At 49.2% G+C, this 22,041-nt stretch carries 20 protein-coding genes; 8 read left to right on the top strand and 12 right to left on the bottom strand.

Annotation, left to right across the window (positions count from 1 at the left end):
- Window positions 1–9 precede the first annotated feature (9 nt).
- Genes DCMF_RS14860 through DCMF_RS14830 form a run of 7 tightly spaced genes read left to right on the top strand, consistent with a single transcriptional unit; the run spans window position 10 to window position 6,866 of the window.
- Window positions 10–924: an energy-coupling factor ABC transporter ATP-binding protein gene (locus DCMF_RS14860; RefSeq protein ID WP_148135140.1), complete on the top strand. Its 915-nt coding sequence runs from the start codon at window positions 10–12 to the stop codon at window positions 922–924.
- Window positions 906–1,877: an aldo/keto reductase gene (locus DCMF_RS14855; protein ID WP_214658625.1), complete on the top strand. Its 972-nt coding sequence runs from the start codon at window positions 906–908 to the stop codon at window positions 1,875–1,877. The genes DCMF_RS14860 and DCMF_RS14855 overlap by 19 nt, the downstream gene beginning before the upstream one ends.
- Window positions 1,878–1,896: 19 nt before the next feature.
- Window positions 1,897–2,814 carry a dihydropteroate synthase gene (locus DCMF_RS14850; RefSeq protein WP_148135139.1) on the top strand — a complete coding sequence of 306 codons (918 nt, stop codon included), beginning with the start codon at window positions 1,897–1,899 and terminating at the stop codon, window positions 2,812–2,814.
- The gene (locus DCMF_RS14845) at window positions 2,811–4,250 is read left to right on the top strand and encodes an FAD-binding oxidoreductase (protein WP_148135138.1); all 1,440 of its coding nucleotides are present in this window, start codon (window positions 2,811–2,813) and stop codon (window positions 4,248–4,250) included. The genes DCMF_RS14850 and DCMF_RS14845 overlap by 4 nt, the downstream gene beginning before the upstream one ends.
- Window positions 4,251–4,252: 2 nt before the next feature.
- The gene (locus DCMF_RS14840) at window positions 4,253–5,431 is read left to right on the top strand and encodes a (Fe-S)-binding protein (RefSeq protein ID WP_148135137.1); all 1,179 of its coding nucleotides are present in this window, start codon (window positions 4,253–4,255) and stop codon (window positions 5,429–5,431) included.
- A gap of 4 nt (window positions 5,432–5,435) precedes the next feature.
- Entirely contained in the window at window positions 5,436–5,855 is a 420-nt protein-coding gene (locus DCMF_RS14835; protein ID WP_148135136.1) for a glycine cleavage system protein H, read from the top strand.
- A gap of 21 nt (window positions 5,856–5,876) precedes the next feature.
- Complete coding sequence (locus tag DCMF_RS14830; RefSeq protein ID WP_148135135.1) at window positions 5,877–6,866, top strand: uroporphyrinogen decarboxylase family protein; 990 nt, start codon at window positions 5,877–5,879, stop codon at window positions 6,864–6,866.
- Between the two features lie 14 nt (window positions 6,867–6,880).
- Here the strand turns inward: DCMF_RS14830 and DCMF_RS14825 are convergent, their stop codons facing one another.
- The 12 genes from DCMF_RS14825 to DCMF_RS14770 all read right to left on the bottom strand — a co-directional run bounded on the left by DCMF_RS14825 (window position 6,881) and on the right by DCMF_RS14770 (window position 20,657).
- Entirely contained in the window at window positions 6,881–9,130 is a 2,250-nt protein-coding gene (locus DCMF_RS14825) for a xanthine dehydrogenase family protein molybdopterin-binding subunit (protein ID WP_148135134.1), read from the bottom strand.
- 144 nt (window positions 9,131–9,274) lie between these two features.
- Window positions 9,275–9,826 (bottom strand): helix-turn-helix domain-containing protein, encoded by a 552-nt coding sequence (locus DCMF_RS14820; RefSeq protein ID WP_214658624.1) that lies wholly within the window; start codon window positions 9,824–9,826, stop codon window positions 9,275–9,277.
- A gap of 405 nt (window positions 9,827–10,231) precedes the next feature.
- Window positions 10,232–11,167, bottom strand: a complete 936-nt coding sequence (locus DCMF_RS14815; RefSeq protein ID WP_148135132.1) for a peptidyl-alpha-hydroxyglycine alpha-amidating lyase family protein — start codon at window positions 11,165–11,167, stop codon at window positions 10,232–10,234.
- On the bottom strand, window positions 11,167–12,549 hold the full coding sequence (locus tag DCMF_RS14810; protein WP_148135131.1) for an MATE family efflux transporter: 1,383 nt from the start codon (window positions 12,547–12,549) through the stop codon (window positions 11,167–11,169). Before DCMF_RS14810 ends, DCMF_RS14815 begins: the two co-directional genes overlap by 1 nt.
- A 98-nt stretch (window positions 12,550–12,647) precedes the next feature.
- The gene (locus DCMF_RS14805) at window positions 12,648–14,087 is read right to left on the bottom strand and encodes a tripartite tricarboxylate transporter permease (protein ID WP_236860336.1); all 1,440 of its coding nucleotides are present in this window, start codon (window positions 14,085–14,087) and stop codon (window positions 12,648–12,650) included.
- Between the two features lie 73 nt (window positions 14,088–14,160).
- Window positions 14,161–14,622, bottom strand: a complete 462-nt coding sequence (locus DCMF_RS14800; RefSeq protein ID WP_148135129.1) for a tripartite tricarboxylate transporter TctB family protein — start codon at window positions 14,620–14,622, stop codon at window positions 14,161–14,163.
- A gap of 157 nt (window positions 14,623–14,779) precedes the next feature.
- Complete coding sequence (locus DCMF_RS14795) at window positions 14,780–15,700, bottom strand: Bug family tripartite tricarboxylate transporter substrate binding protein (RefSeq protein WP_148135128.1); 921 nt, start codon at window positions 15,698–15,700, stop codon at window positions 14,780–14,782.
- Window positions 15,701–15,742: 42 nt separating this feature from the next.
- Window positions 15,743–16,054, bottom strand: a complete 312-nt coding sequence (locus DCMF_RS14790) for a DUF4387 domain-containing protein (RefSeq protein WP_148135127.1) — start codon at window positions 16,052–16,054, stop codon at window positions 15,743–15,745.
- Window positions 16,055–16,069: 15 nt separating this feature from the next.
- Window positions 16,070–17,422 (bottom strand): acyclic terpene utilization AtuA family protein, encoded by a 1,353-nt coding sequence (locus DCMF_RS14785; protein ID WP_148135126.1) that lies wholly within the window; start codon window positions 17,420–17,422, stop codon window positions 16,070–16,072.
- Window positions 17,423–17,445: 23 nt separating this feature from the next.
- Window positions 17,446–17,943 carry a LeuD/DmdB family oxidoreductase small subunit gene (locus DCMF_RS14780; protein WP_148135125.1) on the bottom strand — a complete coding sequence of 166 codons (498 nt, stop codon included), beginning with the start codon at window positions 17,941–17,943 and terminating at the stop codon, window positions 17,446–17,448.
- Window positions 17,944–17,962: 19 nt separating this feature from the next.
- Window positions 17,963–19,228 (bottom strand): 3-isopropylmalate dehydratase large subunit, encoded by a 1,266-nt coding sequence (locus DCMF_RS14775; protein ID WP_148135124.1) that lies wholly within the window; start codon window positions 19,226–19,228, stop codon window positions 17,963–17,965.
- 1 nt (window position 19,229) lies between these two features.
- Complete coding sequence (locus tag DCMF_RS14770) at window positions 19,230–20,657, bottom strand: MmgE/PrpD family protein (RefSeq protein WP_214659361.1); 1,428 nt, start codon at window positions 20,655–20,657, stop codon at window positions 19,230–19,232.
- A gap of 173 nt (window positions 20,658–20,830) precedes the next feature.
- On the opposite strand from DCMF_RS14770, the gene DCMF_RS14765 reads away from it, so the two are divergent.
- On the top strand, window positions 20,831–21,754 hold the full coding sequence (locus DCMF_RS14765; RefSeq protein WP_148135122.1) for a LysR family transcriptional regulator: 924 nt from the start codon (window positions 20,831–20,833) through the stop codon (window positions 21,752–21,754).
- Window positions 21,755–22,041: the final 287 nt, after the last annotated feature.

Here is a 22,041-nt window from a genome sequence, read left to right as displayed (position 1 = left end):
TGGGCTGTCTTGGAATATGCCGTGGAAATTGAGAATTTATCCTGGATGTATAAGGATAATCAAGAGAAGGAAATCTGGTCCCTGAAAAACATCAATTTAAAACTGAAAAAGGGCGAGTTTATTGGCATTATGGGCCAAAATGGTGCGGGAAAGACCACCTTATGCCGGTGTTTCAATAGTTTGATTCCCAATCGGTTCAATGGACGCATGAAAGGGAAGGTAATTGTGGCAGGCAGCCTGGATACTTTTGAGAAAAAGATCCACGAATGTGCCCGCAAAGTAGGCATGGTTTTTCAGGACCCCGATTCCCAATTTATTCGGGGCACGGTAGAAGAAGAAATCGTTTTTGGTGCGGAAAATATGGGCCTCTCCATCGATGAGATCAAAAACCGGCTGGAATGGACCTTAAAAGAAGTGAATCTGTCTCCAGAATTTTTAAAAAAGCCCCCCACTGACTTATCGGGAGGACAAAAACAAAGAGTGGCGATTGCCGCCTCGCTCATTTCCAAGCCGGATATTCTGGTTTTGGATGAACCCACATCTCAGGTGGATCCCATGGGCAAGCTGGAAGTGTTCGAAGTGATTGAAAAGCTGCGTCAATCCCAGAATATGGCCGTGGTGCTGGCGGAACACCGGGCAGACGAAATCATGAAATTTGCGGACCGGGTGATCTTAATTGATGACGGCTGCATTTTATTAGATGAGCCGCCCCGGCAATTTTTCCAAAAAGTGGATTTATTGTTGGCGAAAGGGGTTTATCCTCCCCAGGTGGCCCAATTAGGCTATTTGCTGCATCTGGACCGGGAGATTCAGCTGCCCAAGGATGAAATACCGGTAACCATTGAAGAAGGAATCGCGTGCCTGACCAAGATTTTGGGGAAAAAATTGAAAGAGGGGGAATCAGAGTGCAATACCGCAAATTAGGGAAAACCGGTTTTGAGGTATCCGAGATCGGATTTGGCGCCTGGGGCATTGGGGGCGGCTGGTGGAAAGGGGCGGACGATGAAGCCGCCATCCAATCCTTAAACTTAGCCATTGACCAGGGCGTTAATTTTATCGATACCGCCCTGGGCTATGAAAACAGCGAGAATTTGGTAGGAAAGGTGATCCGGAGCCGCCCGGAAAAGATTTATGTGTCCAGCAAGGTGCCGCCGAAAAATTATGTGTTTCCCGCCGTACTGGGCAGCGACATCCAAGAAGCCTATCCCAAAGAATGGATTATCGCCTGTACGGAAAAGAGTCTGAAGCAATTGGGCCTGGAGTGCCTGGATGTGCAATTGATGCATGTTTATGTGAACAGCTGGGCCGAGAGTGACGAATGGAGAGAAGCGGCCCGCCTGCTCAAAGAACAAGGGAAAATCAAGGCCTTCGGCGCTTCCATCAATTTCCCCTACAACAGTCAGGATGACGGCATCTCCGCCATGGAGTCCGGTGATTTTGAAGTATGTGAGGTGGTCTATAATATTTTCCAGCAAGAGCCGAATCAGGATATTTTACCCGCCGCACAGAAGCATCATGTCGGGATCATTGCCCGGTGTCCTTTGGATGAAGGGGCTTTAACCGGTAAAATCGGCCCGGATACGGTATTTCCTGAGGGCAGCTTTTTAGAAACTTATTTTAAAGACGAGCGCAAAAAAGTGGCTTATGAAAAATGCCAGGCTTTGAAATGGCTGGTGGATGAAGGGTATGCCGGTTCCATTGCGGAAGGAGCTTTACGCTTTTGTTTAAGTCACGAAGCTGTTTCCACGGTGATTGTGGGCATGAGAAATCCCAAATGGGTGCCGGTAAATACGGCTGTCTCCGATCAAGGCCCTCTGCCTAAAGAGGCCATAGAAAGGTTAAAGATGCACGCTTTTGATCATAACTGGTGGTTATAAAAAAGTAGGGTGATCATCCATGGATAAAAATTGTCGGCCGGGTGCGTTGTCATACGCGGGCGGGATCATCCCTTTCGGAAAAGGGAGTCCCACCCTCTGTGTCAATGATCAAATGGGCTATCTGATTCAAAATCCGGAAGTGATTGCTCAATTGCAAAAAGAGGACCTTACTCATTTGGTTAAGCTTGCCCGAGAAAGCGTGTCGTTAGGACATTATGTGGTCAATATCCAGTTGATGGAGCCGTGCCTGGACGAAGAAAAATTATTTGTGAAAACAGTAGAAACCCTTGTCGGTGAAACAGGATGCTGCATTTCTGTGGATTGCCGAGACCCCAAATTAGTTGATGCTGCTTTGGCGGCCTATCCCTATAAGGCCATGTGCAATGTGATCAACGGCGAATGGGAAAATTTAGAGACTTTTTTGCCCATTATCGCCAAGCATGGTGCGGCGGTAGGAACGGCCTGCGTGTATGAAAAAGGGGTTCCGGAAACGGTGGCGGAGAGGCTTTATGTGGCCAGACGGATTGTCAATGAGGCGGGGAAATATGGGATTCCACCGGAAGATATCATGATGGACTGCGTCTGCCTGCCCATTGGGGTTAAGCCGGACAGTTTGCGGCCAACCCTCGAAACCATTCAAGTAATCCATGAAGAGCTGGGGGTAGCCACCTTACTGGGCTCCAGCAATGCAGGATATATGCTTCCCGACATGGAGGCGGTTAATTTGATTTATTATATTGCTACAGTAGCCGTGGGATTGGATGTAGCCATGATTGATCCCGGCATCCCTCAATTTAATTATTTTAATAAAATTCTCAAATTCTTAATGGGGTTTGATCCTTACGGCAAGGAATTTTTTGACCACTATCGGCATGTTAGAAGCAAAATGACCGGTCATTCATTTGCGCACGGGAGTGGGAGGGAGGGGAACGAGTGACCAAAGCAGCAGAAAGACTATCTGAGCTGTTAGGAGATAAAGTGACCACGGATGCCTTTGAAAGGTCTTTTTACGCCAGGGATTTAGCGCCGGTCCCCGGTTTTTTAAGCCGGACGATTTTTCAAAATACGCCGGAGATCGTGGTACGGCCAACTTCCCAGGATGACATTGTAGCCGTGATGAAGATTGCTTTAGAGGAGAAGATTCCTGTGACAGCACGGGCAGGGGCTACAACAGCTTTCTTAAATGCCGTGCCGGTCAAAGGGGGAATTGTTCTCGACACCACAGGATTAAAAGGAATCCTGGACATCGATGAGAAAAATCGATGGGTAAAAGCCTTACCCGGCACGTCATGGAAAAAAATCGATGAAGAGCTAATGGAATATGGACTGACGGCCTGTTCCCTACCCAGCAGTGCCGAGGCTTCTACGGCAGGGGGCTGGTTCAATATGGAGGGATATGGCATTGGCAGCGTCAAATACGGCGGATTCCATGATCAGGTACAATCTGCCCAACTCGTGCTGGCCGGGGGCAGGATCATCCGGTCGGAGAAAGAGGGGGAATATCCTCTCTCCTGGTTTGCCGGCTCGGAAGGCACGCTGGGCATTGTCAGCGAACTGGAGTTTCAGGTGCGGGAAGCTCCGGAATATACGAAAAATTATGCCCTGGAGTATGATACGGTCTCCCAGGTCCAGGAGGCCCTGGAAATGACGCATAAATGGGACGGACCAGATGCACCCTATCATGTGCACTGGTCCAACGGGGATTTCCATGAGTTTTTAGATCAATTGGGTTATCATGCGCCCATAAAAAATAATCTCTTATTGGTCACCTACCAAGGGAATCAAGCCCAGGTGCACCGGGGAGAGCAAATGGTCAAGGATCTTATGGGGAAAACCCAGGGCAAATGGGTAGACGAAGAGACGGCCGATGCAGAGTGGGCGGACCGGTTCCGGGCTATGAGAATCAAGCGGGGAGGGCCTACTTTGCTGGCGGCGGAAGTGCTCCTGCCCAGTGCCAGACTGGCCCACTTCTGTGCCCAACTGGCCGCCTTGGGGCAAAGGGCCGCCGTTTACGGCCATCTTCTGGACCGGGGGAGGATCAACATCCTGGTCATGTATCATGCCGATGAGACCAAAGTACTGGAGTATTTGTTTTTGATGGCCAAGACGAAAAAAATCTATGACGCTGCCCTGGGCCTGGGCGGAAGGCCCTATGGCTTCGGGGCATGGAATTCCCTCTACTTAACAAGAGCTTATGACCAGGACCGGATCCAGAGCATGAAAGAACATAAGAAAATGCTGGATCCTCTGGGTATTGTGAATCCGGGGAAGGTTCTCGACCCGCCCAAAGTGTTAAATCCCCGGCTTTTTGGCCTGGGAACGGGAAGCGCAAACTTAATAAGCGGTGTTCTTGGCATCGGCAGGGGGAGATAGAAATGGAGCATAAAAAGTTTTTTGAAGGCTTGGATAAAGAAACTTTGGTCTGCGCCCGCTGCGGCTATTGCCGCATCGACTGCCCGGTCTATCAGGTCATGGGCTGGGAATCGTCCGCGCCCCGGGCCCGGATCAAGATAGCCCGGGATCTTCTCGTGAACCAAAACAGGGAGGAGAAAAAGGGTATCCAGCGGATTTTTGAATGTACCTTTTGCGGGAAATGCCGGACCGATTGCACAACGGATATCGATACCCTGGAGGTCTGGAGAGAAACCAGAAAAGGAATTGCCCGGAGCAATCTGCTTCCGGCCCATGTACAAAAAATGAGTGCCACGATTCAAAAGCAGGGCAATGTGACAGGAGATGCCCAAGAGACCCGGACCATCTGGCTCAATGCTTTGGATCAGGAATACCGGTCCTATATCGGTAAAAAGTCTGAGCTTTTATATTTCCCTGGTTGTACCGGTTCCCTTTATCCGGCGGCAGCCACCATTCCCCAGTCCTTTGTAGAAATTCTCAGAACATGCGGAATCGATTTTTCCCTCCTGGGAGAGCAAGAACAATGCTGCGGCTTTCCTTTGATGGGGTGCGGCGAGTATCACAAAGGGAAAGAAATGATTTTAACCAATGTGAAAAATATAGGCAGCCTGGGCATAAAAACAGTAGTAACGACCTGTCCTTCTTGTTACCGGACCATGACCGAATTCTGGCCCCAGGTGCTGGAAGGTGCCGCCCTGCCCTTCCGGGTGATGCATGCCAGCCAGTTATTAGCGGAGTTGATTGAAGAGCGCAAAATTGAATGCAATGAACTGGTGGAAGAGGTTGCTTATCACGACCCCTGCGATTTAGGCCGAAACGGAGGGGTTTTTGAAGCCCCGAGAAAGGTGATCAAAGCCATTCCGGGGATTCAATTGAAAGAGTTGAAAAAGAACCGGGAAGAGGCAAACTGCTGCGGGGGTGGGGGGAATTTAGAAGCAACCAATCCGGGCTTAGCGGAACAGATCGCCCTCAACCGGTTGGAAGAGGTCAATGCCCTTGGGGTAAAGACCCTGGTTTCCTGCTGTCAGCAATGCAAGCGCACCTTATCCAATGCCGCCAGAAAAAACAAAATGAAGATCCGGATCTGGGATCTTACAGAATTAGTACGGAAAGCGTTGAAAAAGAAGGGAAAAGAGGTGTAGGGCCATGCACATAGAAGGATATCATTTTCCGGATGACCTCAAATATGATCGGAGCCATTTTTGGGAAAAAGTCGAGGGTGACCAGGTCACTTTGGGCATGACCGACTTTGCCGTCCGCTTGGCCGGAGAATTTGTCTTTGCGGATGTGGTGGAGCCGGGTAAAAAGGTGCACAAGGATCAGGTGTTTATGTCCGTAGAATCGGGGAAATGGGTGGGCCGGGTGATGGCGCCGGTGGATGGGGAAATCACGGCCTATAATGAAGACCTGGAATTTGAGCCGGAAAGGATCAATGAGGACCCCTATGGGAAAGGATGGCTGGTGAAAATTAAGGTTTATGATCCAAGCCAGTTGGCGGCATTGATGGATGTAGGGATGATCGAGCCCTGGCTGAAGGAAGAGATCAAGCGGGTGAAGGGCGAATAGACGGGAGGGGAGGGGCGCGGGATGAAACCGAAAGAAATGGTGCTGGATGCGCTTCAAGGGAAAAGGGGACCCATTCCCTGGATCGAAATTGAAACCAGGGATGAGCTGATTGCCAAAACCTTTGGCCTGGAAAAGGTGGGTTGGCAGGAAAGAGTCAAGTATGCCAAATTCGTCGGCCAGGATGCCGTCGGTATTGCCCATTGGGACCGCTTTGGCAATGAAATGGTGGAATATAACGGGGTGCTGGGCTTTAAACCCTTGATTAAAGAACGGGAGGACCTGGACAAACTGAAAATTCCGGAAGAGATCGACGAAGATTTTCTCAGGAACCGGGTCAAAGAGGCCAAAGAAGCCATCGGCGATTCCGGACTGGCCCTGTTTGTGGCCCACATTTTCTGTTTGGATCCGGTGATTATTGATCTGGGGTTTGAGAATTTCTGCTATAAACTCTATGAGGACATCGATTTGATCAAAGAAATCATGGAGCGGTATACCCAATATTTTATGAAACTGGACCGCCTATACAGCAGCATGCCGGAAATCGATTTTATTTGGGTGGGAGAAGATATTGCCTTCAACAGCGGCACCTATGTGCAGCCGGAGCTGTTCCGCAATCTGGTGCTCCCTTATTTCAGAAGGATGGCGGAAGAAATAAAAAAACCCTGGATTTACCACAGTGACGGCAATATTACCCAGGTGATAGAGGACTTATTAACTTTAGGGATGGATGCCATCCACCCCATTCAGCCGGATGTGATGGATATTTACAGTTTGATTAAAACTTTAGGCCAGAGAACCACCTTAATCGGCAATGTGGATTTAACTCTTCTCACCCGGGGCACACCGGAAAGTGTTTATGCAGAAGTGACGAAATTAATGGAGACCTGCGGCAGACAAGGACGGTACATCCTGTCCAGCAGTAATTCCCTGGCCAACTTTGTGCACCCGGATAATGTCATTGCCATGGGGAAAGCCAAGAGGGACTTCTTAGCAAAAAATTATGGCTTGTAAGATCTGTTCAGGATTTAAATAATTTGCCCGCCCTCAATATGTTTTTTTATCATTTCCTGTGTCACCGGCAGACGGGAAAAAGATGTCCCCAGCGCATCATTTATCGCGTTAATGATGGCGGCGGCAACAGGTACTGTGGCTACTTCGCCAATGCTTTTTGCCCCAAAAGGACCCGGTTCTTCAGTTTCTTCCACAAAAGAAATGTGAATAGGAGGCATATCCTTTGCTTTAGGTATGTGATATTTTGCTAAATGTGCATTCATTAACTGACCGGAAGTGGGATCAATTTTTAGTTCTTCGGATAGGGCGAAACCTAGGCCCATTTGAATTCCCCCCTGAATCTGGCCTTCTAGAAGCAGTGGGTTAATTGCTTTTCCTACATCATGAACAGCAGCATAGTCGATAACATTGACTTTTCCCGTCCTTAAATCGATTTTTACATGGGCAAAGTGGGCGCCATATGTGGGAGGACCGAAAGTGGAGTGGTAGCTAATAGTGGCAATAAGCTCTTGCTGTTTTTTCTCTTGGCAATAAGAAACGATATGCGCAGGTGAAATGCTTTTTTGAGGAGCGCTTTTTGAAGTAAACTTTCCATGATCAAAGGTAATATCCTCCTCCCTAGTGTTTAATATTTCACATGCCATGCCGAATAAAAGTGTCAGCATTTTTTCCGCTAGTTTTTTAGCTGCTGCCCCACCAACCCAGGTATTTCTGCTGGCATAGGCGCCCAAGTCATAAGGGGTATTTTCCGTATCGGCTTCGATAACCTCTATTAATTCGGGTTCAATATCCAAAATTTCACTGATAATTTGGGTGAGAATCGTGTAAGAACCGGATCCTAAGTCATGGATACCGGTAAGTAAAATGGCGCTTCCATCCTCGTTGAGCTTAAGAGTCATACAAGTATAATCGCGATGGATGGGGAAAACCCCATTGCCGTGAACGCCGCAGCTTACACCAAAACCGGTCCGGACAAATTTCTCATTTGTTTTTTTCCTTTTTTCCCATTGAAAAATATGGGCCCCTTTTTCAAGACAATCAACTATTCGGCAATTTCCCAGGGCATGATTTGAATGAATCTGCTGATAGGGTCTGACTAAATTTTTCAATCGCAGCTCTACCGGATCTAATTTTAATTTTCTGGCGATCTCATCCATATGAATTTCCAGCGTAGTAATTAGTTGAGGGGAACCATAACCGCGCATAGCACCTGAAATCGGGGTATTTGTATAACAAGCAACAGCCTTAAAAGACATATTTGGCACCTTGTATAACTCAAATGCTTTTCCGCACATGGTTCCCGTGACATTTAAAGCGCTGCTTGCATAAGCTCCTGTGTCAATGATACCGTCTATTTCCTGACCTATGATGATACCATCCTTGGTAAGGGCCGTTTTTATGAAAAATGATGTCGCATGTCTTGTGCGCGTGGAAACCATCGTTTCTTTCCTCGTGAGTTCAATTTTCACGTATTGGCCTGTGATTTGAGCCAATAAAGCAACTACCGGTTCCAAAACCATTTCCAGTTTTCCCCCAAATGCACCGCCGATCGTTGGTTTAATCATATGTATTCTATGGATAGGCAGATGAAATATTTTGGCCAATAAAAGTCTGGTAGCAAAAATATTTTGATGAGGAGACCAAACGGTTAGTTTGGCATCTTGTGACCAATGGGCGATGGACACGTGGGGTTCAATGGCGCAATGATGGACCTTAGGAGTGGTTATTCGGCTTGATATGAATAAATCTGCTTGTTCAAATGCTTCGGTGATATCTCCGATCTGGGATTGGATTTCACTGACGATGTTACCACCGGGATGAATGGGATATGCATCTACCCGGAGAGATTCTTCAGGAGTAAAAGCAGCAGGCAATTCTTCATATTCGACACGGATCAGTTTTATCGCCTGACGGGCGATTTCCGGACTTTCTGCAGCTACTGCCGCAACTTTGTCGCCCACGTATCTGACTGTGGAATCGAAAATCCTCTCCGTTTCCGGAATCGCATGTCCCAGAAATCGGCAGGCACTGTTAAACTTAATCTGGGGGGAATTTAAATATGTCACGATAGCCTTAACCCCTGGCACATTTTCAGCAATCGAGGTATCAATTTTTTTAATTCTAGCATGTGCCACTGGACTAAAAAGAATTTTGCCATATAGCATGTGGGGGAAATACAGATCAGCGGTATATTTGGCCTGTCCTGTAACTTTTAAAGCCCCATCTCTAATGGGCAAAGGCTTTCCCACATATCTGTAATTCATGCCAATCACCTCATATTCCTGAAAATATTAAACATGAAAATTTTAATATTATTTTATCAAATATGAAAACAGGATACCAGGGTCAGATTTCTTTTTGAGATAAGATAAAAAAAACAGCTCCGCAGAAGCTGTTCTTATTTTTGTTTAAAAAGTTGGTAAAGAACTTACGACAAAGACCTTTGCGGTTTCATTTTTAATATTTTCCCAACGATGGGGGTGTTTCGCCGGATAACCTATGGTATCCCCTTTTTTTAAATCATAGCATGTATCATCACACCAAACCCTGATTTCTCCCTCTAATACGTATAAAAACTCTTCTCCATTATGTTTCACGGTTTTACCTGAGCTGGAACCTGGAGGAACAGTCATGATCGTTGGCTCTAAATTAATTTTACTGCCCCATAAAATAAATTCTTGTTCTGAGGGTGCGCCATTTGGGGAAGGCTGCAAGATAATTCTCGTCTCCTCTTTTCGCACAATTCTGACATCCTGATCAAACTTATCTGGAAAAAGATTGATGATGGATGTTTCGAATGCTTCCGCTAATTTACTTAAATCATTTAAAGTAGCTTCTGTCTTATCATTTTCCAAACGGCTTAAATAGGATATTGATAAGCCGGTTGTTTCCGCCAGTTCTTTTAGAGTAAAACCTTTACTATTACGAATGGTATTTATGGTGGAACCGATCGTTGTCAATGGGATCATACCTCCTTTATGCAAGGACCTCTTTTTACTAAACCAGTTACTATTATATGTGAAAAATTTAATTCTCGCAATTATTGTAAGATTTATAGGAGGATGTCACCCATCCTATTTTCTGAGCAAAAAACTTTACTATTAAAAGGCCACTAAGGTCAACAAAAAAATATGTTATCTCTTGACTTTGACACGAAATCCACAAAAGAAATGGCCCTAGTCCCTTGATATAAGGGAGATAGGGGCCTTGCTATTTTGTCATAAATAGGCAGAGTAAAACCTCATTTTTTGGCTTGTGTCAAAAAAATTTTTTATTTCCTCAAGGCGGAGTTTTTTATTGCGACAGCCCCTTCTCGGCTTTTTACATATAGAGGAGGATGGGAGATAACACGGATCATGGATTTGTCAGACGCGACGGTATTTCAGCAGGGCGAAGTAGTCTTTGGGATGCTTCTTGCCGATTTGAGCAACGTAGATGGAACCCTCAGAATCAACCGCTACGCCATGGGCGGCGCGGTAGCCGATATTGGGATCACAGATCAGGTCGTTCTCCAGGCGGGATATAAGCCTGCCGTCCAGGCTCAAAATGCTGATCCGTGACGGTGAACCGTCAAAGACGTTGCAGCGCTTTAATTCCGCCACATACATGATACCGTCGCGGATCACGACGCCGGCGGGACGTTCCAAGCCGGTCCACTGGTCAAGATAGTTGCCCTCATGGTCGAAGAGTTGGATGCGGCAGTTCTGCCGATCTGCAACATAGACGATCTTCTCATCTGGACTCAAGGTGATTCCATGGGGCAGATTGAAGTAGCCGGGTGCGTCGCCGGGCTCGCCCCAACTGAACAGCAGCTTGCCCTCTGCGCTGAACTTGTGCACGCGGGCATTGCCATAACCATCCGATACATAAATGGAGCCGTCCTTCGCGATTACCAGGTCGGTAGGGTAATTGAACGGACCGCCGCCGTGGGTGATCGTCTTGTAATCTTTGTTGACGCAGCCTGTGTCCGAAGGGACCCCCTTATTGCCCAGTGTGAAGTCCACCTTCCGGCCCGCGTCGAACCTGTACACCGCATGTCCCGCGTCGTCCACGCAGAAGAAGGTGCCGCTTTCGTCCAGATAGGCCGCATGGGCCCGGCCGAACCCATCGTTGCCGAATTGCTCGAGTAAACGGCCCTTTCTGTCCATGACGACGACGGGCGGCTTACCCCGGGACAGGATGTAGACGTGATCATTGGCATCAACAGCCACGCCGGGAACGGTACTCATGTCCCACTCGTGCCTCCGCTCGCCCCAGCCCTCTACCAGTTCATAAACATAGTCTCCAAAGCCATAACGCATTATTGAACGCCTCCATCATGAAATATTTTAGGGTTTGTGCCTGTTTTTCTCTTCATCTTTGCATAAGCGCTGATGATGATGCAGCAGAGCAACCAGCTCACAGGATAGCAGGAAAGAACGAAGTAAATCGACTGGAAATGACTCCAGCCCAGGTTCAGATAGAGCTGGCGCAGAATGACGTGACAAAACAGCAGGATGAACATGGGGTTTTTGCTGTCGCCCTGTCCCCGCAGCGCGCCGACCTGAATATGGTTTACCGTGTTGATCAGATACAGCGGGGCCAGAACGGAAATGATGATTTTCCCATAATACAGCACGTCCCCATCATGGTTGAACAATTTGATCAAGGATCCGTTGAAGCTGACAAAGAAGACCGCATAAATACCGGTGATCAGCAGAGACAAACGCAGTGCCGTGCGAATTCCTTTATGAATACGTTCTTCTTTTCCCGCGCCGACGTTCTGACCGACGAAGGTGGCGGTCGCTATGGACATGCTCTGTGTGGTCCGGTTAATGATCTGGTCCAGCCGCTGATGCACGCTCCAGCCGGCCATGGCGCCGGAGCCGAATTTGTTTATATAGGAGAGCACGATGGTGTTGGAAAAAGAAGTAATGGACTTTTGCAGGCCTGCCGGCAGCCCTATATCGATTACCCGGCGCAGGATCGCCTTGTCTATATGCAAATGCCGGAGCTCGAGACGGTAAATATTCTTTGTGCGGCAGAGGTTGAACAGCAGAATTAAGGAGGAAATGAACTGGGCGATGATCGTGGCCAAGGCGGCTCCGGCCACGCCCATGCGGAAAACCAAAATGAATACCAAGTCTAGGACGATGTTCAGGGTTGTGGTCAGGAGCAGAATATAGAGAGGACTGCGCGAATCTCCCACCGCACGCAGAATGCCCGCGCACATATTATACAGAACCAGAGCCGAAACCCCGGCAAAATAGATCTGCAAATATATTTTGGCATCCGGAAAAACATCCTCCGGCGTACCGAGCAACCGCAGCATCATAGGGGTCCCTGCTACGCCAATTACCGTAAAAGCCAATCCCATGAGCAGGGTAAACAGGATCATCGTATGGACCGTATTTTTCAACTCCGCTTCCTGATGGGCGCCGTAATACTGGGCAACCACGACCGTAGCTCCTGTGCTTAAACCTGTAAAGAAGCCAATCAGCACAGTGACGATATTATTGGTGGCTCCCACGGCGGCCAACGCCTGTTTGCTCACAAAGTTTCCCACGATAATGCTATCCACCGTGTTGTACATCTGCTGAAGTATTTCACCCACCAGCAGCGGAATGGCAAACAGGAGCATCTGTTTCCAGATGACTCCTTCGGTCATATCGATTTGTTTTCCTGGGGTCGGGGTTCCACTCATATTTAAATACCTCAAGTACTCAGACCAATTATCTTTGGCGAAATTTCAGCAAAAAACGGCTTCCGGTGGATTCGGTCGCCGTTTTTTGCTGATACTGTTCAGATACTCTCTTCTATTGCACGCCGGCTCCTGATGCCTCTGACGACAGAGAGAACGACAAATCCCACCATGAGGATCACGAAAACGAGGCAGACCTTGCGGGTAAGAAAGATGCTCCAGTCCCCGTGGGAAATATACAATGAGCGCCGGAGGGAGTTTTCAAAGACCTTCGCCAGGACGAACGCCACAACGAAGTTTGTCTGGGAATAGCCGGCCTTAATGGCAAAATAGGCAGCGATCCCTATGCCGAGGCAAATCCAGATATCTATGCTCATGTAACGGGTAACATAGCTTCCCGCAAAACTGAAGAAGATCAAGAGCGGCGCCATCAACGTGTCGGGGATGTTCATGATCCTGGCGAAGATCCTGGTGCTAAAGATGCCGAAGAGAAACATGAGGATAACGCTGCATAAGACACCCCACATAACACCGTAGACCAGTTCGGGATTGTTTTTCATCAGCGTGGCGCCGGGTGCGATGCCGTGCATGACCAAAGCGCCGCCGATAAGGGCGATGCTGCCGGAGCCCGCAATGCCCATCGTCAGGTAGGGGATCAGGTGTCCCCCCACGCAGGCATTGTTGGCGGCCTCCACACAGGCGATGCCTCGGGGATCCCCTGTCCCGAAAGTGTCTTTATGTTTCTTCATGCTCTTACAGATGTTATAGGTAAAGACGGTCGTCGGACCTGTGCCCAGCCCGGGGATGAGGCTGGTGAGCGTGCCGATGGTGCTGCCCAGGAGCATCACCGGAAGGCAATTCCTGAAATCGCCCTTTTTGAAATTAAATTTCAACTGGCTCTTGTCCACAATGAGTTGCTCTCTTTCTTGCTTGTCGACGAGGGATTCGATGATCCGGGGAATAGCGTAAAGGCCGATAATAACCGGGACGAGAGAAAAACCGTCATCCAGGACATGGGCGCCGAAGGTAAAGCGCGGCTCACCGCTAAACGGGTCGACGCCGATGGTGCACACAAGCAGTCCCAGCAGAATGGAGAGCAGGCTCTTCGTCCCGCTTTGGGTGTTAAGGCAGACGATGGAAAGAAGACCGAAGGCCGTGATGCAGGTGATTTCCGGGTCGGTGAGCTTATAAATGAGAGGCATAAGCGACACGGTGAGGAACATGAGGGCAGCGACGCCAAAAAAGCCTCCCACCGTAGAAGAAGTCAGGGAAATAGCTAATGCCCGCCCAGGCTCGCCCCTTCGCGCCATGGGCACGCCGTCAAACATCGTGCAAACGGCACCCCCTTGGCCAGGAATGCCGAGCGTGATGGAAGAAATACTGCCCCCATATTCGGAAGCCTGATATATGCACATGAGCATTGCTATGCCCACCACGGGGTCCAGGCTCAGGGTAATGGGCAGCAGTAGGGCTATCGCGATATTATCTCCTAGAGCGGGCAGCGCACCGATGAAAAGGCCTATAATGCAGCCGATCACCATGAGAAGAATTGTACTCGGCTGTAGGAGTGGGCTTATAACTTCCCAAGAGAAAAGGCTCATATCAAAAACTCCTTCAAATGTTAATCTTCAATATGAATGCGAAAGTGATGTATGCCACAACAGTAAAGCCAACGCCTACGATAACAGCAAAGATAAGGCGCCTGCGCTTCGGCCTGCCTGTGTCGTGGAAGAGATAAAGGATACCGCTGATACCCAGGGCCATGGATACATAGAAGAGAGCCAAAAGTTTCCAGATAAGCTCCATGGCCACCATGATGCCCAGAACGAGTACGAAGCTCTTCATACTACCCAGGTCCACTTTATCATCTCTCTCCCTGCGCCTTTTGATCAGATCACTGACCAAACCATATGCGCTGACAACAATGATGCAGGAACTAAGCAGAATGGGGTAGTATCCCGCCGACTTGTAAAAGGTTCCAGATGATTTGAGTGTGGTAACAGCAAGAAAAAGGAACAGCGCGCCTATCAGGAATATAACAATCTCCGAGATAATTGATAGAGTTAGGCGATTCATGATGTTTCCCCTCTTTATTGAAAGAATTACAAAACGGCATGGAAATGACAGCCTTTTTCACTTCTCTCATGCCGTTTTGCAGGAGTCTAACCGATCATTTCATGTGTGAAATAGCCGTTGTGCTGAGATCCATATAATCCTTGACATAAGCGGTTAATTATTCAGGGCCTAGATCCCACCTGACCTGGTTGTTATTTTGCAGGAACTTGGTCCACTCGTCGGTGTTCTTGGCGTTCTCGATCAGCTTGGCCAGGTACTCGATCACAGCCTGATCATAGGAGGCCGGGCAGAAGAAGGCCCTCCACACAGAATTGCCGATGGCGGACGAGATACCGGCTTCACCGACGGTCTCCAGGTCAGGAGCGGAATCAAAACGTTCCGGACTGGTCACGACGAGGCCCTTGTAGGTGCCTCCAACGATATCGGTGAGGATGTTGCCGAATGCGTTGGAACCGATATCAACGTCGCCGGCCAGGACGCCGACCCGGACGCTGGCGGCATTGTCATAAGGAACGTACTCGAGATCTATGCCTAACTCATCCATGAACAACTGGTGGAGCAGCTGTTGGGAGCCCTGGACACCGCTGCCGCCCCATTTGAGTTCACCGGGATGGTCTTTGGCGTAAGCAACAACATCCTGCCAAGAATTGAAGGGAGAATCGGGGCGGGTAAATACAACGATGTAGTCGGTCGAAATGGAGCAAACAGAGGCAACCTGGTCACTGGTGTAGGGACTGGAGCCGGTGGCCCAAGCGAGGGGCAGAGAGCAGGAGTGAGCAACGACAGAGACATGCTTCTTGTCATTCATCATGTCGGTCATAACGTTGGTGCCGCTGCCGCCGGAGATGTTCTTATAGACGACCTTGACGCCGGACTGCTTCTCAATAATGGGACCAAGGGTCCTGATGAAGAGGTCCCCGATGGAGCCGGGAGTACCGTCGGTGTACATAACCATTTCGGTGAACGGGGGCTTGTCGCTCTCTGGGGCAGGGGGAGCAGCCTTCTCGGAAGTGCAGGCGACGGTGAACGCCAAACATAGCCCGAGTATTAGCACCAGAATAATTCTCGCCTTTTTCATTATTTTTCCTCCTTACTTTTTTGGTATTAATACAAGTAGATATTATTCTACCGGTATTTCGAGTTCGACCAGGGGAGCGTGAAACTGGCAACCGTATATGTCGGTATCGTGGAAATCCCCGGACGGGTAGCGGCGCGGGAAGGAGAACTTGACCGCACAGGCGAGGGGCAACTCATAATACTGCACCTTTTCCACCGGTACGTCGTTCAGCTTACTGATCAGCTCGGGCGTCACAACCCCCGTATCCAATACTTTTTTGTAAGTCTCATAATCACCGTACAGAATATCAAGGGACATTTCAAAAGGTCCGGCGTTCTTGGAACGGATCATCTTGGTAAGCTTATAAAATTTCATGACATTCCACCTCCATTACAACTCGTAATACTTGAAGCGTACCAGTTCAAGAGGATCATCCAATTCAAGCACGTGGTTGAGGCAGAAGGAATATGTGGCGCCGCCGTCAAGGGTCGACATAGTCGGCGGAGAAAAGGGGAACGCCATATTACTCTGGAGCCCCTCCCACTCTTTGATGGGAGTATGCAGGGCAATGTGCCAGATGTTACCCAAAATGGCCTCTGCATCAGATTCGGTCCTGGCTACAACATCGAACACAACACCCACCTGGCCAGGATCGGCAGCGTTTGGATTGCCGTACATAAAGTAACGCAACAAATAGTCTTCCTTCTTGAGTCCCATGGTTCTCTCAATTTTTCTCTGGGCGATATCGATGCAATTCTGGATGTAGCTGTCTAGCTGCTTAAGGATCAAGGGGTCTGTGACCCCGCCTATCACCACGCGGCGATATCCGAGGAATTTGACGCCCTCGACCTTGCACGTATACTGCTTGGCGTACTCAAAGCGGCTTCCGGTGATTTTGACGCTGCGCTCTCCGATTTGCTCGTATACTGTATCGGTCGTGATCAGAGCGCCGCTTGGTTCAACCAAGTGGAACGGGTCGGCATTCTCGTATAGAGTATGGGCAGCGCAGGATGTGGGCGAGCATCTCATAATGGGGTTAGGCGGCTCCACGACCAAAGAATTCTCCGATACCCATGCCATCATGCAGTCATTATAAGGACGATGGACGCAACATGCCGCACCGCACTCGAGTAATTTTCCGGCGTGCCAGGTATAGGCGTTATCGAGCCCGTAGAACTTCGGCACGGCCGCGAAGATTGCCGTATCAGTGGAACGCCCGGCAATGATGACCTGGGCGCCTTCCTCCAACGCCTTGCAATAGGGCTCGGCGCCGATGACGGCGACGCAGCGCGTGACACTTTCGATATCCTCCTCTTTGAACTCCGGTACATCGTTTAGAGCCTTCATCTTCCCTGCGCGCAGGTATTTACGGAGCGTTTCCGGCTTGATCTCGGTTTTGATCTCAGCCAGCTTGAAGTGCAGGTTTTCCTCTGCAGCGATCTCCTTAACGATGTCCATGAGCCAATCAACGTTCGGGTCCGCACCTGCGGTGCCGGCTGAGCCAATCAGGACAGGGATGTTGCGTTTCACACCCTCAGTGATCATCAGTCGAAGCTCCCACTTGCTGGCCTTGCGGCTCATGCGCGGCCTGCCCATGCCGAGGTAGTACGGACCCGGGTCGATGGAGCCGGAATCGGCTGCAATGACGTCAGGCTTCATGTCCAGCGCCTTATAGAAGGTTTCCTCTTTGAATCCTCCTCCCAGGCTGCCGTTTGTTGCGAGTAAACAAAACTCCTTCTTCATCGGTTATCTCCTTCCTTATTTGCTTAAATCTGCGAAAATTCTTGTTTAAGCAAGGCTTTGAATCCGCCCAACTCAAAGATCTTTTTGATCATTTCCGGATAGGGTTTAAAGTGGATGACCTTTCCGGTAGTAAGGTTCCTGACCTCTGTCTTGTCCAGATCGACCTCCGCCTCGTCACCTTCCTGGAATTCCTTGGTGATCCCCGGCACCTCAATCACAGGAAAGCCGATCGCGATAGCGTTCCTGAAAAATAACGGGCTAAAGGATTCGGCAATGATACAACCGACCTGCAGTTCAACAAACAGCCTGGGCGCCGGTCTGCTGGAGCCGCTACCGCAGTGCCTGCCCATTATTACAATGTCGCCGGGGCATACTGCATGGCTGAATTCCGGTCGTATCGCAGACATGCAGGAATATTTTTGCTGATCCTCCGGTACTCTGCCGTAGCGGGCACTGATCGGCATCATCAAATCAGTGCTCATGTCGTCGCCAAACTTCCATACTTTTCCTTTAATAGCCATTATTCATTACCCCTTCCACTTAGTCAAAGCAATGTGCGTATTTTCTGGGATCCGTGATCTTTCCGTGAATAGCGGAGGCAGCCACCGTCGCCGGAGAAGCCAGATACACCTCGGCCTCTTTGCCCTGGCGGCCCTTGAAGTTCCGGTTATTGGAATACAGGCCCGTCTCTCCCTTGCCGAGGATTCCTCTGTCGCCCGCGCAAAGACCGCATGTGGGACCCTCCACCATGGCGCCCGCCTTGATGAAGATGTTCAGCAGCCCCTCGCTGAGCGCCTGCTCGTATATCTTCATAGAGGTTGGAATGACGATCAGCCTCGATTCGGGAAATACTTTTTGACCCTTCAGTATCTTGGCCGCCACGCGCAAATCATCTAAGCCGCCGTTCGTGCAGGAGCCGATAAAGAACTGTTGGATAACCTGGCCTTCCACCTCCTCGACGGGCTTTACGTTCGAAACAGAAAACGGGCAGGCAATCTGCGGGCCAATCTTGGAGACATCTATCGTATAGATGGCGGAGAAATCCGCATCTTCGTCGCTGGTAACGGGTACAAACGCCTCGTCCGTACGCGCTTTGACGTATTCGAGGGTCTTTTCATCGGCTTCAAAAATAGCGAACTTCGCGCCGATCTCAATGCCCATGTTGGCGATGGTCATACGTCCCGATAGCGGGAGCGCGTGAGCGGCCTCGCCCACAAACTCGACGGATTTATACAGTGCTACATCCGTACCATATTTGCCTGCAATATGAAGGATCATATCCTTTGCATAACTCATAGAGGGCAACTTGCCGTTCAGGACAAAGCGGATCGTCTCGGGAACCTTGAACCACGTCTTACCCGTTGCCAAAACGTAGGACATCTCGTCAGGGCCAAGACCGCGGGCGGCCACGTTGAACGCCCCATACGTGCAAGTGTGCGAATCTTCGCCGACCACCAGCTCACCCGGTCTCGCATAGCCGTTCTCGATGAAATATGTATGACAGATTCCGTGACGGCCTATCTCACCAAATTTAACGCTATATTCTTTGGCAAATTTTCTGGCAATCACATGGGCGTCGGCGTGGAACTGGGTCGCGGGCGGCACATGATGCTCGAGCACCGTGACCACCTTTTCCGGATCGAAAACCTTCGTGATGCCCAGCTCTTTGAAAGTGTTGTAATGTTCCTGTACCTTATAGTCGACGATCATTGTCCTGTCAACATAGGCCATGATCATGTCCCCCGGCTTGAGTTCCGGCAGCCCGGCGGTACGGGCCAAAATTTTTTCGGCAATTGTCTTTCCCATTTTATATCTCCTTCCAGACCATGAGCCTGGTCAGTTCCTCGACGGAATCCAGCTTCTCCAGCTCCCAGACTGACTTGATGAGGGATTGGATTTGATTGTCATCCATATAAGGCCTGGCCGCTTTCCTGAACTTCTCCTCGATCTCCTCATCGCTGAACGGCGTGCTCGAGTGTCCGGGAGGAACGTCGACCCGCTCGGAATAACAGTTGCCCTTCTTGGTCCTGATTTCGACGATGGCGCCGCGGTTGCTCGTCCCCACAAGGGAGGCATCCTCTTCGATCGTGATCTTTTCAATCAGATCTATCAACTCCGGATCCTCGAATTTGTCAGGCGTCAGCTGACATGGGCCGACATTTCTCTCTTTTATCGCCATGGCGACCGAGAAAAATGCGCTATGCGTGGCATTTTCGGTGTTTCTGGCGTATTTCTTTCCAGGTACCAGGGTGGTATGGCGTGCGACGCGAGCGTTGGTCTTGACCTTGACTGCTTCCACGTCTTCCGGCTTGATATCATATTTCTCAACGAGATTGAGGGCCGCCTGGATACCGCCGTGGTTGGCGTAGTTCATGCAATAACCCTTGAATGAAGTGCTATCTAGAATATACCAATGAGCGAAATCCACGATATAGTTCAGATCCATCTCATTGGCCACGACGACCTGACGGAAGCCCTTTTCTCCCTCGATGACGTTTACGACTCCGGTCAGCCCGCCTTTTGCCAGCATACAGGCAAGAATGGACTGGTAAGCGCTAAAGCCGAAGCGCAGGTTCTTAACCATCCTGCATTCCACAAGGTCGGTGTCGAGAACGCCCAGCGTGGGGGCAAAGGGGCCGGAAATTCCCATGGCGTTAGCAAGCTGATCCTCGTTCAGGCCCATAAGCTTACCAATGGCGGGAGGCATGTTCAGCCCCGCCCGGCTGTCGAAACTCCATCCCTTCGCCTCGATGCCGCGCTTACCGCCGGGTATGGACTCCATGATCCGTTCACCGATCTCGTAAGAGAGCACGATCGAGACAAGGAAGTCTGCGGGCGTCGCATGCTCGCGCTCCGCAACTGCCAGCAGGGCGGCTATGCACTCGCTGTTGTGTCCGCCGCCGCCTACGTCGTTGTAGTCCAGATAACGGAGCATATACGAGTTCAGTAACGTTGCGTTCAGCACGCTGGTCTTCTTACCGGATCCGAAGAGGGTCGATTCCGGTATGCCGCCGAGGGCGTTGATCGTATTCTCGATGATCGGCCGGCCAGGACTCTTGGACGCCGCGACCGCACAGGCAAGCGTATCTAAAAGGATACGTTTGGCCGTATGTACAACCTTAGGCGGCATGGAATCATATTCCATGCTAAGCACGTAACGGGCGATCTGGTGGGAAATACTCGTTCTCTTGATTAGGCTGTCAGTCTTCCAGGCTAAGTCACTGTTTCTTGACATGCTTTTTATCATTCCTTTCAATTTTATTCTGACCGTTGTTCTTATTTTTCGGAAATATCACGTAATATCTTCTTGTTTCATTTTTATCATATCTTGTTAATTTAATAAATAATTATTATACTTATAAACAAGTTAAGCATATACTTAACTAACATGCTTGGGAGGGAAAGTCCATGAATTTTCACCAGATGGAATGTTTTTTGACCGTTGTGGAGGAAGGTGGAGTATCCCCGGCCGCCCGGAAGTTGTATGTTTCGGAGTCATCCATCAGTCAGACCATCCGGAAGATCGAAACGGAACTTGGCGTAACGCTCTTCAATCGCTCCTCATACAAGATGACCCTTACTTACGCGGGCAAGCAGTACCTCCAGACAGTGTCCGGCATATTGCAGCAACACAGGAATTTTTTGAACGGAATCAGCGGTTCCGACAATAATATTTCCGGCGAACTCTCTATTTGGCTGTCCGAAAAACGGGCTAAAGACTTGCTTCCTAAAACATTGCCTGTTTTTATGAAGTGCTACCCCAACGTCAGAATAAAAATATGGGATCAGCGGATCCCCCTTGATGCCAGGGAGAAGCTGCTGTTAGAAGGAAAATGCGACCTGTTCATATCCAACCACAAAACTTTAATTAACGAAATTGGGAATATCCCGCTCTGCAAAGAGCAGCTATCTTTGATTGTTTCCAAGAACTCCGACGCGATCCCGCGGCTTTTTCCCGATGGCGTGATAACGGAAAAAATTCCCGCCATCAGGCTGCATGGGGAAAGACTAATATTGCTGCAGAGGATGTATCATGGGCGGATCCTGGTAGATCAGATATTCCATGATCTTGATATTGTTCCGAAAATTGTTATGGAGGTCACATACAATGAGACCGCGAAGGAATTGGCCATCGCAGGGATCGGATGTGCATTAAGCGACGAGATTCTGATACATGATCATATCTGTAATATTGATCGGGGAGATTATTACGCAGTTTTGATTGACCATCCTTTTGCCAAAAGAGATATTGTCATCTCATATAACAAGTTATATCATCTGTCTAGCTTTCACAAAGCCTTCATAGACATCATGATAGAGCAGTTCAACTAATTGCCGGATCCGCCGAATACCAAGAAATGGCGTGTCGCAAAATGTTTATTTTTAATCAGCTGAAAAAAGCTTAGGGCCTCCTATTTTCAAAGGTTCTTAAGCTTTTTTTGTTCATCGAGTGTCAAAACAGAATGATATGCGAAAAATGTAATTCTCCAATTGTTATAAGTTTAATGGGGGAATGCTGGCCTTCCTATTTTCTGATCAGAAATGAATAAAAAAATCTGAATAATATGTTTAAGAAATAGAGGATTTAATCATTGTACCACGAAATATTTCAATTATAA

This window comes from Candidatus Formimonas warabiya (assembly GCF_002777255.1).
GTDB lineage: Bacteria > Bacillota > Dehalobacteriia > Dehalobacteriales > Dehalobacteriaceae > Formimonas > Formimonas warabiya.
This window is presented reverse-complemented; position numbering and strand designations above follow the sequence as displayed.